General features: G+C 36.9%; 16 protein-coding genes and 1 tRNA gene. 8 read left to right on the plus strand and 9 right to left on the minus strand.

Annotation, left to right across the window (positions count from 1 at the left end):
• The 6 genes from ACFO5T_RS12220 to ACFO5T_RS12245 form a co-directional block, all read left to right on the plus strand.
• The coding region (locus tag ACFO5T_RS12220; protein ID WP_380034763.1) for a DUF7507 domain-containing protein at positions 1-1,115 on the plus strand (1,115 nt) is incomplete at its 5' end.
• 108 nt (positions 1,116-1,223) lie between these two features.
• A complete protein-coding gene (locus ACFO5T_RS12225; protein ID WP_380034766.1) occupies positions 1,224-2,168 on the plus strand; it encodes a PorP/SprF family type IX secretion system membrane protein in 945 nt (314 codons plus the stop codon).
• Positions 2,169-2,177: 9 nt separating this feature from the next.
• Positions 2,178-4,127 (plus strand): OmpA family protein, encoded by a 1,950-nt coding sequence (locus ACFO5T_RS12230; protein WP_380034769.1) that lies wholly within the window; start codon positions 2,178-2,180, stop codon positions 4,125-4,127.
• A 76-nt stretch (positions 4,128-4,203) separates the two neighbouring features.
• On the plus strand, positions 4,204-4,722 hold the full coding sequence (idi, locus tag ACFO5T_RS12235) for an isopentenyl-diphosphate Delta-isomerase (RefSeq protein WP_375253475.1): 519 nt from the start codon (positions 4,204-4,206) through the stop codon (positions 4,720-4,722).
• Positions 4,719-5,129: a 6-pyruvoyl trahydropterin synthase family protein gene (locus ACFO5T_RS12240; protein WP_380034772.1), complete on the plus strand. Its 411-nt coding sequence runs from the start codon at positions 4,719-4,721 to the stop codon at positions 5,127-5,129. Before idi ends, ACFO5T_RS12240 begins: the two co-directional genes overlap by 4 nt.
• Complete coding sequence (locus tag ACFO5T_RS12245; protein ID WP_021779449.1) at positions 5,130-5,582, plus strand: peroxiredoxin; 453 nt, start codon at positions 5,130-5,132, stop codon at positions 5,580-5,582.
• A 104-nt stretch (positions 5,583-5,686) separates the two neighbouring features.
• Here ACFO5T_RS12245 and ACFO5T_RS12250 read toward each other — a convergent pair.
• The 6 genes from ACFO5T_RS12250 to ACFO5T_RS12275 form a co-directional block, all read right to left on the minus strand.
• Positions 5,687-5,760, minus strand: a tRNA-Thr gene (locus tag ACFO5T_RS12250).
• A gap of 60 nt (positions 5,761-5,820) precedes the next feature.
• Positions 5,821-6,087, minus strand: coding sequence for a hypothetical protein (locus ACFO5T_RS12255; protein ID WP_021779448.1), 267 nt, complete (start codon positions 6,085-6,087; stop codon positions 5,821-5,823).
• Positions 6,088-6,180: 93 nt separating this feature from the next.
• Positions 6,181-6,879 (minus strand): DUF4369 domain-containing protein, encoded by a 699-nt coding sequence (locus tag ACFO5T_RS12260; RefSeq protein ID WP_380034775.1) that lies wholly within the window; start codon positions 6,877-6,879, stop codon positions 6,181-6,183.
• Between the two features lie 49 nt (positions 6,880-6,928).
• Positions 6,929-8,179, minus strand: coding sequence for a DUF819 family protein (locus tag ACFO5T_RS12265; RefSeq protein ID WP_380034778.1), 1,251 nt, complete (start codon positions 8,177-8,179; stop codon positions 6,929-6,931).
• 87 nt (positions 8,180-8,266) lie between these two features.
• Positions 8,267-10,459 carry a DUF5916 domain-containing protein gene (locus ACFO5T_RS12270; RefSeq protein ID WP_380034781.1) on the minus strand — a complete coding sequence of 731 codons (2,193 nt, stop codon included), beginning with the start codon at positions 10,457-10,459 and terminating at the stop codon, positions 8,267-8,269.
• Between the two features lie 114 nt (positions 10,460-10,573).
• The gene (locus tag ACFO5T_RS12275) at positions 10,574-11,521 is read right to left on the minus strand and encodes an alpha/beta hydrolase (RefSeq protein ID WP_380034784.1); all 948 of its coding nucleotides are present in this window, start codon (positions 11,519-11,521) and stop codon (positions 10,574-10,576) included.
• Between the two features lie 128 nt (positions 11,522-11,649).
• Here ACFO5T_RS12275 and ACFO5T_RS12280 point away from each other — a divergent pair, with 128 nt between their 5' ends.
• The gene (locus ACFO5T_RS12280; RefSeq protein ID WP_380034787.1) at positions 11,650-12,423 is read left to right on the plus strand and encodes a S1/P1 nuclease; all 774 of its coding nucleotides are present in this window, start codon (positions 11,650-11,652) and stop codon (positions 12,421-12,423) included.
• Here ACFO5T_RS12280 and ACFO5T_RS12285 read toward each other — a convergent pair.
• Positions 12,415-13,284 carry an AraC family transcriptional regulator gene (locus ACFO5T_RS12285; protein ID WP_380034790.1) on the minus strand — a complete coding sequence of 290 codons (870 nt, stop codon included), beginning with the start codon at positions 13,282-13,284 and terminating at the stop codon, positions 12,415-12,417. The genes ACFO5T_RS12280 and ACFO5T_RS12285 overlap by 9 nt on opposite strands.
• A 377-nt stretch (positions 13,285-13,661) precedes the next feature.
• Here ACFO5T_RS12285 and ACFO5T_RS12290 point away from each other — a divergent pair, with 377 nt between their 5' ends.
• Positions 13,662-13,886 carry a hypothetical protein gene (locus tag ACFO5T_RS12290; protein WP_375253026.1) on the plus strand — a complete coding sequence of 75 codons (225 nt, stop codon included), beginning with the start codon at positions 13,662-13,664 and terminating at the stop codon, positions 13,884-13,886.
• 171 nt (positions 13,887-14,057) lie between these two features.
• On the opposite strand, the gene ACFO5T_RS12295 is transcribed toward ACFO5T_RS12290, so the two are convergent.
• Both ACFO5T_RS12295 and ACFO5T_RS12300 read right to left on the minus strand, forming a co-directional pair.
• The gene (locus ACFO5T_RS12295; RefSeq protein WP_021779439.1) at positions 14,058-14,657 is read right to left on the minus strand and encodes an alpha-ketoglutarate-dependent dioxygenase AlkB family protein; all 600 of its coding nucleotides are present in this window, start codon (positions 14,655-14,657) and stop codon (positions 14,058-14,060) included.
• Complete coding sequence (locus ACFO5T_RS12300) at positions 14,658-15,005, minus strand: DoxX family protein (protein WP_380034794.1); 348 nt, start codon at positions 15,003-15,005, stop codon at positions 14,658-14,660.
• Positions 15,006-15,058 lie beyond the last annotated feature (53 nt).

The following is a 15,058-nucleotide window of genomic DNA, read 5'->3' on the forward strand; positions in this document are numbered from 1 at the left end:
CAATTACAGATTTACCAGAAGATGTTGGATCTATTGCAGTTGTAAAAACTGGAACGTTTAATGATGAGGATGGAGATGGTTTTGCACAAGCTGGTGAGACAATCACTTATAACTTTACAGTATCAAATACTGGAAATGTTACGATATCAAATATTGTTATAACAGATCCATTAGTAGCTGTAACTGGAGGTCCTATAGATCTTGAGCCTGGAGCTAGTGATAGTACAACATTTGTTGCTGTATATACACTGACACAAGACGATGTAGATGCAGGAATGGTAGAAAACCAAGCACTTGCAACGGGTCAGAACCCAAGTGGAGATGACGTAGAAGATACATCAGATGATGATAGTACTGCAGAAGGTGAAGAAGATGTTACTATTACAATACTACCAACTGGAGCAAATTCAATAGCTCTTGAGAAAACTGGAGAGCTCATAGATCTTAACGGTGATGGTGTGTACGAACCAGGTGAAATTATTCAATACACATTTACAGTAACAAATACTGGTGAATTAACTATTGAAGATATTGTAATTACAGATCCACTTGTAGATGTAGAGGGAGGACCTATTACATTATTACCAGGAGAGTCTGATAGTACTACGTTTACAGCAACATATCTAATTACCGAAGAAGATATTGAAAATGGACAAGTATTAAACCAGGCAACTGTAAGTGGTGTATTACCTGATGGTACAGAACTAATGGACTTATCTGATGATCCAACTGATGATACAAATGTTGATGTAAATGGTGATGGTAATCCAGATGATCCAACGGTAACAATCATACCAAGTGTTCTTAATGTTACAGACCTTGAGGTATTTACTGGAATTTCTCCAGATGGAGATGGACAGAACGATGAATTTATTATTGAAGGAATTGTAGACTTCCCAGATAATAATGTTCAGATCTTTAACAGATGGGGTGTTCAGGTATTTGAAGGAAATGGATATGATAACCAAACAGTTGTATTTAGAGGAATTTCTGACGGAAGAGCTACTATCAATTCAGATAAAGAACTTCCAGAAGGAACATACTACTACCTGATTAACTATCAGACAGAAGATGGACTAAAAAGATTGAGTGGATATTTATATATTAACAGATAACAAGAAGACCGCTTTCGCGAAAGCGTAATAACAATAACATTAGGTAAAACGATCAATCCGCTTAAACAGCGGAGGTCGCTTTACTAAATGATTTAAACTAAGATTAGAATGAAAAAGCTACATCTCATTGTATTGCTATTGATTACAATGCTAAGTTTTACTGAAGTAAGCGCTCAGCAAGATCCACAGTACACACAGTATATGTATAATACGGTGGCAATTAATCCTGCCTATGCAGGAAATAGGGGAGTTACTAGTATTGTAGGTCTTCATAGAAGCCAGTGGGTTGGTCTCGACGGGGCACCACGTACACAAAGTTTAAGTGTGCACTCACCTATAGGAGAGGGTAAAGTAGGACTAGGCCTATCTATAGTAAATGACGCACTCGGGCCATCTCAGGAGACATATGTGGGAATTGACTTTAGTTACACAGTTAATACTTCAGAAACAGGTAAACTTAGCTTTGGACTTAAAGGAGGAGGTCACATACTCGATGTGGATTTTACTAAACTCACGCTTTTTGATGTGACAGACCCAAGGTTCTCACAAAATATTGATAATAAAATATCACCTATTATAGGTGCTGGTTTATACTATCATACAGATAATTTTTATGCTGGTGTAAGTGTGCCTAATCTTATTCAAACAGAACATTTTGATGTAGGTAATAATAGCAATGGAGCTAGTTTTATTGCAAAAGACCGTATTCATTATTATGGTATTATGGGCTATACTTTTGACCTAAGTGATCAACTTAAGTTTAAGCCTAGTACACTTGTAAAAATGGTGCAAGGTGCTCCATTACAAGTTGATCTTACTGCAAACTTCCTAGTGATGGAAAAACTTCACCTTGGAGCAGCTTACAGATGGAGTGCTGCATTAAGTGGTCTTGTAGGTTTTCAAGTTTCAGATAGTATGTTGATAGGGCTTGCTTATGATAGAGAAAGCACAGACTTAGGTGACACTGTTTATAATGACGGTAGTTTTGAAGTCTTTTTGAGATTTGAGCTTTTCAATGAGTATGACAGAATGTTAACCCCACGATTCTTTTAATACAGTACTATGAAAAAAATTACATTATTTATATTTCTTCTTACTGCATTTTTTGGATACGCGCAGGAAAAAAAGATAGAAAGAGCAACAAAGAGATTTAATCAGTATGATTATGTAAATTCTCAAGAGATTTATCAAAAAGTAGTTGATAAAGGATATGAGTCTGGTGATCTTTTTAAGAGACTTGCAGATTCCTATTATTTAAACGCTAAGTATGAGGAGGCGGCAACGTATTATGGTAAGCTCATAGAGCAATTTCCGGAAGAAGTAGAGCCAGAGGTTTACTTTAGATATGCAACTTCACTAAGAGCTACAAAAGATTATGCATTATCTGATAAGATGATGGCTCGATTTTATGACCTTGGAGAGGATGATACTAGAGCTGTATTATTTAGAAAAGCACCAGATTACCTGAGAGAGATTGAAAAGCAAAAAGGAGCTTACGATGTTTCTATCACTCAAATTAATTCTGGATACTCAGATTTTGGATCTGCATTATATAAGGACAAATTGATTTTTGCCTCAAACAGAGATACAGGCGGTTACACAAAACGTATTCATAAATGGAACGGTCAGCCATTCTTAAACTTATACCAAGTTGATACTAGTAAAGTGGGACAAGATGGTGGAACTAAATTTGCTAAGCCATTTAGTGCTAATCTTAACACTCAATATCACGAGAGTTCTCCAGTTTTTGCAAAAGGAGATAGCGTTATGTATTTCACACGTAATAACTATAGCAATGGTATCTTTAGTAAAGATAGTACAGGCACAAACAAGTTAAAGCTATACCGTGCAAGTTATAAAAATGGCGCTTGGGGCGGAGTTAAAGAATTACCATTTAATAGTGATAATTATACAGTAGCTCACCCAGCATTAAGCCCAGATGGTAAAAAATTATACTTCTCTTCAGATATGCCAGGTACTTTAGGCCAGGCAGACTTATGGTATGTAGTAATTAATGATGATGGTACTTATGGAGAGCCAGTAAATCTTGGTAATAGAATTAATACTGAAGGAAGAGAAAGTTTTCCATATGTAAGCGCAGCAAACGATTTATTTTTTGCTTCAAATGGTCACCCTGGACTAGGAGGTTTAGATATATTCTTAACTAACTTAGATGCTACTGGTGAAGATGTTACAATACTTAACATAGGAGAACCAGCAAACACTTCCAAGGATGATTTTGCTTTCATAATCGATTCTGAAACTAAAACTGGATTTCTTTCATCTAACCGTGGTAAATCTGGTATAGATGATGATATCTATATGATAAGACAGCTTAGAAGACCAGAACCACTTTGTGAAATATTACTATCGGGTAATGTAACAGATAAAAACACAGAAGAGCTTTTAAAAGGTGCTACTGTGGCTTTATACGATGATAAGAATAATCTTATTGAATCTATTGTTACTGGTAGAAAAGCAACTTTTGGGTTTGAACCAGAGTGTGATGCAAAATATCTTTTAAGAGGATCTAAGGATGGATACACTACTGTAGAAAAGAGAGTGTCTACTCCTAATCTATCTGGTGAAATTCAAGAGTTTTTACAATTAGAACGTGCTGTTCAAATTGCAAAACCAGGAGACGATATTGCAAAAATATTAAACCTTAATCCTATATACTTTGACTTTGATAAGTTCTACATAAGACCAGATGCAGAGATTGAACTTGCAAAAGTTCTTGTGTATATGGAAACGTACCCTTCAGTACGTATAGACGTAAGATCACACACAGATAGTAGAGGTAATGATGAGTACAACCGCACACTATCACAAAACCGTAATGTATCTACTAGAGACTGGCTTATTGCAAAGGGAATTAATCCATCTAGACTTTCTGGTCGCGGTTATGGAGAGTCTCAGCTAGTTAATGAATGTTCAAACGGTGTTCAGTGTAGTGAAGAACAACATCAACTTAACAGAAGAAGTGAGTTCATAGTTTTAAGTAATAACTAACCTTACTTTCAATAATTTCAAGAGCGTCTCATATGAGGCGCTTTTTTTATGAGTTATTTGTATTTTTACAAAGCTTATGAAAGAAGAATTAGTCATCTTAGTAGATGAAAATGACAATAAAATAGGGCTAATGCCCAAAATGGAAGCTCACGAAAAGGCCGTTTTACATCGCGCTTTTTCAGTATTTGTCTTCAATGATAAAAAGGAGCTTATGCTCCAGCAAAGAGCACTTCACAAATACCACAGTCCCGGCTTATGGACAAATACCTGTTGCAGTCACCAGCGCGATGGTGAGAGCAATATAGAAGCAGGTACACGCAGGTTACAAGAGGAGATGGGTTTTACCGTTCCCTTAGAAGAAAGTATATCTTTTATTTACAAAGCTCCTTTTGATAATGGACTTACTGAGCACGAGTTAGATCATATACTAATAGGTCACTCAGAGCAAGAGCCTGTAATTAATGAGGAAGAAGTAGCTGCCTGGAAGTGGATGGGGCTTGAAGATGTAAAGCAAGATATTGTAAACAGACCAGAATTGTATACAGCTTGGTTTAAGATCATTTTTGATAAATTTTATAATCACATTGAGCGATGAGAATAACTGCACACAGAAAAGCACATTTTAATGCTGCACATAGGTTATACAGACCAGACTGGAATGATGAAAAAAATAGCCAGATTTTCGGTAAGTGTAGTAACCCTAATTTTCACGGTCATAATTACGATCTTACTGTAAGTGTTACTGGAGAGATAGATACAGAAACTGGGTTTTTGATAGATCTTAAAATTTTAAAGGATATTATAAAAGCTCAGGTAGAAGACTACCTAGATCATAAAAACTTAAACCTAGAGGTACAGGAGTTTAAAGAGCTCAACCCAACGGCAGAAAATATTGCAGTTGTCATTTATAATAGAATTAAAAAAGCATTAGAACCTAAATTTGATCTGGAGATTACCCTATATGAGACACCGCGTAACTTTGTAACCTATAAAGGAGAGTAAATGGCATTAAAAGTAGGAGATAAGGCACCAGGCTTTAGTTTAAAAAATCAAGATGATAAAGATGTTTCTATAGATTCGCTGTTGGGGCAAGTACCTATGGTAATTTATTTTTATCCTAAAAATTTCACGCCTGGATGCACTGCACAGGCTTGTAGTTTTAGAGATCAATACCAAGATTTTACAGATGCCGGGGCAAAAGTATTTGGTATAAGTGCAGATAGTGTAGCCAGTCATAAACGATTTAGAGCAAAGCACAACCTACCTTTTGACACCCTTTCAGATCAAAAAAATAAAATTCGCCGTTTATACGGTGTAAAGAACGAACTTCTAGGTTTGTTACCAGGACGAGAGACCTTTGTTATAGATGCCACAGGCACCGTTAAAATGCGTTTTAATAGTATGATGGCTGGCAAGCACATTCCTAAAGCGCTTTCTGTAATAAAAGGGCTGTAATCTTTTTACGCTTTCGCGAAAGCGTATCCATACCTCTAAGAGTTTTAAATACCCATCATAGCTTTAAAACAAAAAAGGCCTTCTAATAAAAGAAGACCTTTTTGAGCCGATGGAGGGACTCGAACCCACGACCTGCTGATTACAAATCAGCTGCTCTAGCCAGCTGAGCTACATCGGCATTGCGGGTGCAAATATAATAGCATTTATATCATATGTGCAACCCCAATTTGAAAAAAAATTAAAGCTTATTAATTCTTTCAATAAGACCGCTTGCATCTCTCTCAAGATCAGTACGTACGGCTTCTAAATTTTTCCCTCTATTTTCAACCTTACGGTCATTTACCTTTGCTATAAGGGTGTCAAATGTCTTAATTGCGTCATCTATAATCGCTTCACCTTTAGCAGCATCTTCTTTAGGGTTAAGCGCTTCCCATACATACACGGCATCAATGATGTCACCTAGTACAAAATTGATATCTTTCTTTAAATCTCTAATATTTGCCATTGTTCTTATTTTGAATGCAAAAATACTGTAATTTCTGAAGATGCGCTTCTGTTTATTAGGGTAAAATAAACCTAGTTTGTAAACAGTGTGCCATTAATTTGCTTTGCGCTCCTCAAGTAGTCTTTTAACCTGTTTACCATATAAAGATTGCTTAGTCTTTCTTGGGAATGTCTTGTAAAGGGTATCTAGATATGATGTTGCAGCATCAGGTATTTGTGTTAAGAGTAGGTAAGGAGCTACCTCCTTGTCTTTATGTACAGCAGCAAAGTTACCTGTGTATAAATACTTTCTCTTGAGGAGGCTTTGTAGTGAGTCGTCGTAGGCCACAATATCTTCTTGTACACCGCTCTGTCTAGCCTCAAAAGAGCCTTTTATAAGATCAAGGTTTTTATCATTAAACTGCTTGTTCATATTTTGAAACTCTTGCCAGTACATTTGGTTTTCTGATCCTATTACTGCGGCAAACCCTTCAAAGTTCTTAAGTGATGTAGTGATATTGATAGCTCCCTCTTCTGCAAAGAAAGGTATACGATCATCATAACCAGACTCATTTTCTTTACTTAGGTGTAAATAGTAAACCTCTGGCTCTTTTATGTCTAGTATAAATTCAAACTCTGGGTCTCCATCTATTACAAGTGAGTCTATGTTTACTAAGGCAGTATCTTGTATATGCTGCACATAAAGAGTCCCTTTTTTAAGTCCTTTTACGGTTCCTGTAAGTGTTAAGTTACCCGATTTTGAACACGAGATAATTAAAAAGCTTACTAATAAAAGGTATGTAATTCTAGTCATAATATAGTCTTGTTAAGGCCGCAAATATCTCATTATTTTACTAACAATACTAGCCTGCAGAGGCCATTTCCATTAAAATTGTACATGTTATCGCACCATAGGTTCCTACCACGTAGCCAAAGACAGCTAGCAACACTCCCACACTCGCTAGTGACGGGTGAAACTCTGCTGCAACAACAGGAGCAGAGGCTGCTCCTCCCACATTTGCCTGACTTCCCACTGCAAGAAAGAAAAAGGGAGCTTTTACAAGTTTTGCCATAAGTATAAGTAGGCCAGCGTGTATACCCATCCAGACAAACCCTATAGCTATAAGCCCTGGGTTATCAAGTATACTTAGTAAATCCATCTTCATACCTATGCTTGCAACCAGTATATAGATAAAAACACTACCTATTTTACTTGCTCCAGCACCTTCATAGTTTTTTGCCTTTGTAAATGAAAGCAAAATACCTATTGCCGTAGCAATTGTTATCATCCAGAAAAAGGTAGACCCAAAAGACGCAAGGGCAGAGTCCTTAGGTATATCAGAAAACAGTGCAGACATACCACTCGCTCCCCAGTGTGCAATACCTACAGCGCCAAAGGCAAGTCCCAGCATTACCATAAGGTCATTAAGAGTAGGGTTGCGTTTTACACCTTCGGCAAAGGTTGATACCTTTTCTTTTAATCTTTCTATAGCTGTGTTATCTGCTTTGAGCCACTTATCTATGCGTTTTGATTTTCCTATCCCTAGCAGTAATACCGCCATCCATACATTTGCTACTACTATGTCTACGAGTACCATTTGCCCATACTTTGCAGGATTGTATTTATAAATTTCTAGCATAGCTGCTTGATTTGCACTACCACCTATCCAGCTACCTGCTAGTGTAGACAGCCCTCTCCATATCGCATCTGGACCAGCACCACCCACCGTCTCTGGTGAAATGGCAGAGATTAATAAAATAGCAAGCGGCCCGCCTATTACGATACCTAAGGTCCCTGTAAAGAACATAATAAGTGCCTTTGGGCCTAGATTTACAATAGCTTTAAGGTCTATACTTAATGTCATAAGTACAAGAGAGGCAGGTAGCAAGTAACGACTCGCTACATAATATAGCTGGCTACGCTCTGCATCTATTAATCCTACACTATTAAATATAGCGGGGATCAAATAGCATAATAGTAAGGCTGGTACAACGCCATAAAACTTACCCCAGAAGCCTGTTTTCTTTCCAGAGGTATAAAATATGCCCGCTAGTGCAAGAGCGATGAGGCCAAAGACGATAGCATCATTTGTAAAATAAGGTGTGTTCTCCATAGTTGTGAGGGTGAGTACGCTTTCGCGAAAGCGTAAAAAGTAATCGCTCCTAATTTATCTAGAAGCGTCCCGAAAATATGAAAATCCCTATAAATAGAGCCAGTAAGTGAGCTTTAAATTTATACTTCTGAAGCGTGGCGCAAAGGTGGTATCTGTAAAATAGTTGTCATTATAAACCAAAAATAAATCTGATAAAGGAGCAAAACGCCACTGCAATCTAGAGTTGATACCAAAGTTATCTTGCAAAGTACTGTATTGAAGCAAGGTGTTCCAAAATAGGTTTTTTGTAAATGTCACTTCCACACGAGGGCTTACAAGCCAGATGTCATTATCTGAGTAGGGGGCAGGAAGGTTTATTTTATCATAACGCGCGTTAAAACCTATAATTAACTTAGGTTGTAAACGTAATGTTGCTCCTACTCTTAGTGTTAAAATCTCACCATTAAAGTAGTCTCCATAGGTAGCATTTGAGGTATATGAAAGTGCCTTTCTTCTATCTGAATTATACTCAAGCTCTATACTATTATAACTATACTCACTGCCTTCTGGAAGTTCTAAACCTTCTGAGCGCGACGGGTCAAAGGTGTCAAAAAGCTTAGTAAAACGTGCTCGTGGCTTTACAGCGAGGCTGGCTGTATTTTTAAACTCTGCTTCCCACTGTGGAGAGAGCGTGCGATCACCTAGGGTAAAGTCTAGCTCTGGTCGCCATACATAAAATGAGTTGAGAGAGAATATATGTCTATTTATTGCTCCAGACTTGGGGAATATGAGGCGCTCAAGTTTTGAAAAATTTCTAAAGATATCTTTACGGGGTATAAAACCTAGGTCTGAGTTGAAGTCTTCGTTTACAAAGAGGGTAGCGCTGGTTGCTCTCCAGTTATTTCTATTATACTCAATGCGGGCTCCACCAGAAAAGTCTTTGTGCTCTACACCAGGGCTAAAGGATTTGTGTAGGTAAAATTTACCGTTCCAACTGTTATCCTGATTTGCAAGATTATAATCGAGACCTACCAGTCTGTTGTATTGCTCGCCAGGTTCTACAAAGGTTTCATTACCCGTGGCTTGTCTGTTTACAAAAATAGCAGAGATGTTTGACCGGCTAAAAACTCTATGCTGTAAGGCAATAACAGTATTATTATTTGCAGAGATCTCATTTATTTCATCTTTTTGGGTTTGCATATTGAGAAGCCCCACACGTAAGTTATTATTTAATTTACCGCTTAGCCTTGCACCTGCTACAATGTTATTTATGATTGTGTTACCTTCTACATCTTCGGCAATACCTATGCGTCTCGAAAAAAATGGATTTGCCGCTCTAGGATCTCCAAAATCTGCAAAGAGGTCACTATTTTCTATAAAAAACTGGCGTCTCTCTGGCAGCCCCACCTCAAAACGTGAGAGATTTGTGATAGCATTATCTACCTCTACTTGTGAGAAGTCTGGATTAATGGTAACGTCTAAATTAAGACTATTACCTATGGTAAAACGGGCATCACCTCCCACTTTTATCTCTGTAAAATCTTCGGGTATCTCTCTATCTTGACCTGCTATCGCATTTATATAGGGTATGACAGAAATAGGACTTTTTGAGTTGCCTAGCGGTTTTTCAAAAACCATATCTCCCATATAAGCCAGATTAAATATAAACTGATTTTGAGGTATGTTTATCCAAGTATTTCTAGTATTGTCTTGGGTGTCAAACTGGTAACTGTTAAAGCGCCACCTGGTCTCGCCTTCTCTAAATTTAAAAGCACTCATAGGGATTGCCCACTCACAAACATAATAGCCTTCATACTGCTTAGTCTCACCTACCCATTTTGTGTCCCAGCTAGTCGTAAAACCTCTTAAGTCTGTACCACCACCAGATACGAGAGCCTCGCGACGTATACCTAAGGGATTTGAGCCAAATAAGAAAGCATTGTTTCCATCATTAAAAGTGTCAAACATTAAAGTGATATTATCACTTCCGCCTGCTCTAAAATCACGCTTAAGCGAGGGTATAATATAGTCATCCCCTTGAGAAAACACTTTGATACCCACATATAGTGTCTTGTCTGTATATAAAAACCTTATCTCAGATTGATATGGAGCTTGTATGCTATCTGTTGGAAAATATTGCCAGAAATTTGTTGCTACTTGAGTCTCATTCCAAACGGGCTCGTCTAGAGATCCATCTATGGTAATAGGAGTGTCAATAAATTTTACTCCTACTTCTTTTGATTGTGCGTAGGTGGTAAGGCTCACAAAGAATATTGTGATAGTTAAGGCGTATTTAAGCATTTATTGTGATTGGTTGTGCTTAAAAGTAGATAAAATGGCAATTTTATAACTTAAATTTAAGAAGCTTTTAACCACATAAATAGAATTTATCCCTCCAGTAACGTCACTATTATGCTAGTGAGTTTTTATAAATGTAGTTATCTCATTAACTAGAGCAGGAGCGATAGGGGCGGTTGTATTATTATATGATTTTGAGTTTTCTAGATTGTCACTGCTAGTAATGCGTAACACGTGATTCATATCCTCAATATGTCTTATGCTAGCGGTAGGTAAACTTTTAAGAAGTCTTGCAGACTCCTCAATAGAAACTTGTAAATCTTTTGTACCATCTACAATGAGCACAGGTATTGTAAGTTTTGCAATCTCAATGCTTGGGTCATACTGCATCCAGCTTGCCATAAAAGGTTGTACTGCAGGTCTAAATATAGAAGCCAGTGCAGGAGAGTAATTTTTAACCTTCCCTTCTTTTTTAAGCGTTGTAAAGGCTGTAGTAGCTTTGTCTTTAAGATCTGGCATTTGTAACGCTATTTGATTTATAATAGTCTTGTCTATAGACTGGCCAGCTCCTGCCAGCGATATAAAACCCTTAATTTCGGTTTGTTGAGCCGCCATCATCCCTATAAGTGACCCTTGCCCGTGACCTATTATATAGACCTCTTTAAAGCGTCCTTGATTATTAAAATAATTTACAACAGCAACAGCATCATTAATAAACATTGTGAAGTCTAGCTTTTCTTCTTGAAGTGCATTTTTCTTTAATAATGTAAGTACCCTCTTATCATATCTAAAACTAGCGACACCCTCTTGAGCAAGACCTTCGGCGAGGAGTTTTAAGCTATTATTACGCATCATTTGCTGGTTGCCATCACGATCAGTTGGGCCTGAGTCAGGTATGATAATAGCCAGTTTTGAAGTGGGAGTCTCTGGGGTACGTAAAGTTCCATACACCATATCTGTAATACGTAAATCGTTACTGCCACCATAGTTTTGAGCAAGGCTGCTAGCCTGTATGAGTAAGCATAAAATAGGGAGTAGTATGGTTCTTTTAAGAGACGTGTACATTGTTATATGGAATTTATAAAGTTAAAGATAGTGTTGTTTACGCTTTCGCGAAAGCGGACCTATTCTTAATATTTATATAACACAGAAGAAGACCGATACATTGTACATTTGCTCAAAATTTTATAAAAATGCGTTATACCTTACTTTTACTTTTTGTTTTACTTTTTTCATTTCAAGCCACTGCTTTTGACTGGGGAAAAACAGGTCATAGAACCACTGGTGCTATTGCTGAAAAATACTTAACTAAAAAGGCAAAAAGAGCTATTGCAGAATTACTAGACGGGGAGTCTCTTGCACTGGTATCTACCTATGCAGATGAAATTAAGAGTGATGAGAAGTATAGGTCTTTTGGACCTTGGCACTACGTAAATGTACCTTTTGACAGTTCTTTTGAACAGCACCCTAGAAGTGAGAAGGGAGATATTATAAGCGGTATAGAAAAGAGTATAGCGGTTATAAAATCTGAGACGGCTACAAAAGAAGATAAAGCATTCTACTTACGTATGCTTGTACATTTTATAGGTGATCTACACCAGCCTCTTCACACCGGTATAAGTGAGGATAAGGGTGGAAATGATTTTCAAGTGAGATGGTATAATGATGGTACAAACCTTCATAGAGTGTGGGATACACAAATGATAGAGAGCTACGGTATGAGTTACTCAGAACTTGCAAATAATATGCCTGATCTTACTAAAAATCAAGAGAAAGCAATCGCTCAAGGTACTTATGTAGACTGGATGAAGGATAGCCGCGTTCTTTTAGAAGATATTTATGCTCACACTGAAAAGGGTGAAAAGCTAGGGTATAGATATATGTATGATTACTTTAATGTTCTTAAAGGACAGTTACAAAAAGGAGGTATACGCCTAGCTAATTTACTTAACGATATCTTAGGCTAGAGGTCTAACTTCTTCTTGCTTTTTAAACTGTTTTGGGGTCAAACCATTATACTTTTTAAAAATACGGGTGAGGTGACTCTCATCTGTAAATCCTAATTGATAGGCAATTTCAGAAACAGTAAAATCTGTATTTCTTAGTCTATACTTAACCAGCTGTATTTTATACATTAAAATATAGTGATGCAAGGAGTCTCCTGTTTGTTTTTTAAAGTATGCACTTATACCGCTACTAGTCATATTAAATTTATCTGCAATGGCACTCACCTTCATAAGGTCTGTGTCATAAACGTGCTGGCGTATGTAGCTTAGTAATGACTCTATAGTAGTATGTTGATCTTTATTACCCTCTTTACGTAAAGGCTTTATGTCTCTCAAAATGTTTCTCGCAATAATACTCAAGGTAGTACTTACCATATTTGAGATATTATGTTTGTAAAACTCTTTTGCCATCTCATACTCTTGTATGATTACATTGTGCATATGCCATATGAGTGCTTTGTCATAAGGGTTTGTGATAATATCACCCGGCATCTGGTTAGGACTATGTATAATGCCTTCTATACGATGTAGCCAGTATGACCTATCGGGCAAATTCATTTTACTAGAAAACAAAGACTCAGTAAACTGAAAATAACAGAAGGAGGTTGATCCCTCTATTTCAAACCAGTATTTATCTTCTGGAGCGATTAAAAATACGTCTCCTGTAGTATAGGTGACTATAAACTCATTGACAAAATGACGACCTTTTCCTTCTTCAATAAATATAATTTGAAAGAAGGAACGTTGATCTGTATCCTGATGCTTTCCAGTCTTTTCAAACTGCTTGATCAGAAACGTGTCTTGTAGACTAAATTGTTGCATAAAATGATAAGAAGGGGCTTTTAATAATGTTATATAAGATACAAATTTTATATGACAATGCATAATTACTGCTTATTATCAGATTGTTACAAGTTTTTTACAATTTTTTATCAATTTTTTACAAGTCCAGATTTACTATGCGTGCATAGTTTTGCGCCGTTAGAATATAGGAGTGTAAGAGTATGAAGTTTGAGGTATTGTCACGTTTGGTTTTAAGGTTAGTTGTTGGTTCCTTTTTACTCTTACATTCTATATATATGTTTATCATATATGCACTGTTTGAATCTCAGGTAGATTTTTATCTAAGTTCCCTAGGTTTTTTTGTTAATGATTTTTTTTTGGTGGCAATACCTCTTTTTTTAATCATTGAGACCGTTGTGAGTATATTATTATTGCTAGATGTATGGGTTGAGCGATTATTATTAGTTGCTTTTTCTATTATCGCTGTACTTGGTACTGTTTTATTTCTAATTAATGAAATAGTAATGCTTAGTGCAATGACGGTTATACTAGGAGCTCTTGTTATACTCTTTAGAGTATTTTCAAGTAGTGAAGACTTTAAAGCGCTCAATAGTTATTATGTAAACAAAAAATACTTGTAAAAAATGACTTAGAAGTAACTAGAATATGCTTAGTAACCCCTAAATTACTTACTGTTTTAAGCTTCTAAGTCTTATATAAATTGGCTTTCATCCCAAGAAAGATTTCATCTACTCGTGCCCTCAATCGGGTGTGATGTTTAAAGCGAGCGCCTCCCCTAAGCGTTTGCTTTTTTATTTTACAACCCTAAAGGTCAGGTTTATACGCGGCGTCACTTGTTTTGCAGTTTTTGGTACTGTATGCTGCCAGCACTCTTGTGTAGATCCTTTCATTAAAAGTAAACTTCCAGAGTCAAGCATAAGCTTTTTATTAATACTGTGATCTTTCTTATACCTAAGTTTAAAAGCTCTGGTTGCACCTAAGCTCACAGATGCTATTGCAGGGTTCTTACCTAATTCTTTCTCATTATCTGAGTGCCACCCATTGCTATCATTTCCATCGCGATAGAGGTTAAGTAAGCAAGTAGAAAATGTAATACCTGTAATGGCTTCGACTCTTTTTTTTATTTCGCTTAAAGCGAAAGTAAATTCAAGCGGGTGCATCGTGATATTAGAGTAGGAGTAGGGTTTGCCATTATTACCATAAAGCGCAGTAAGTCTAGGTTGTGCATATGTCTTTCCAAAAACGGTAATATCATCTTGTTGCCAGGGCGTTTCCTTATAAAGTGTATTATAAAAGTGTTGCGCCTCCTCTTTTGAGAGAAAGTCTTCGTAGTAGGTGATATCCCCTTCGGGAATATCAAGATTGTATGGCTCGCTAGAAAATAAGGACATCTATAAATATTGATAAGCCCAGTACATAAGTAAAAACTGTAGTGGTAGTCTTAGCCATAACAGCCACGCTGGGAATTTACCTTTGTGCTTTTCATTAGTAATCATATCTATATGAACCGTAAAAAATATAAGGAGCATTAAAATAATACCCCACACGGCAAATACTCTAGTAATATCAAAGAGAAGTCCCACACCAAGTACAACCTCTGCCACACCACTCCAGAATACCATAGCTTTCTTATATGGTATGTAAGGAGGCATTATCGCTCCGTAAACTCGTGGTTTTATAAAGTGCATCACACCTGCAATGATGTACATTGCAGCCATAATATATAAGTGCCAGATCATAAATTTCGTTTGTTTCAAAGATACGGACTAAGCTAGTTTTACAAGATCTTTAC

Origin of the sequence: Dokdonia genika (genome assembly GCF_042652845.1) — a bacterium.
Lineage (GTDB): Bacteria > Bacteroidota > Bacteroidia > Flavobacteriales > Flavobacteriaceae > Dokdonia > Dokdonia donghaensis.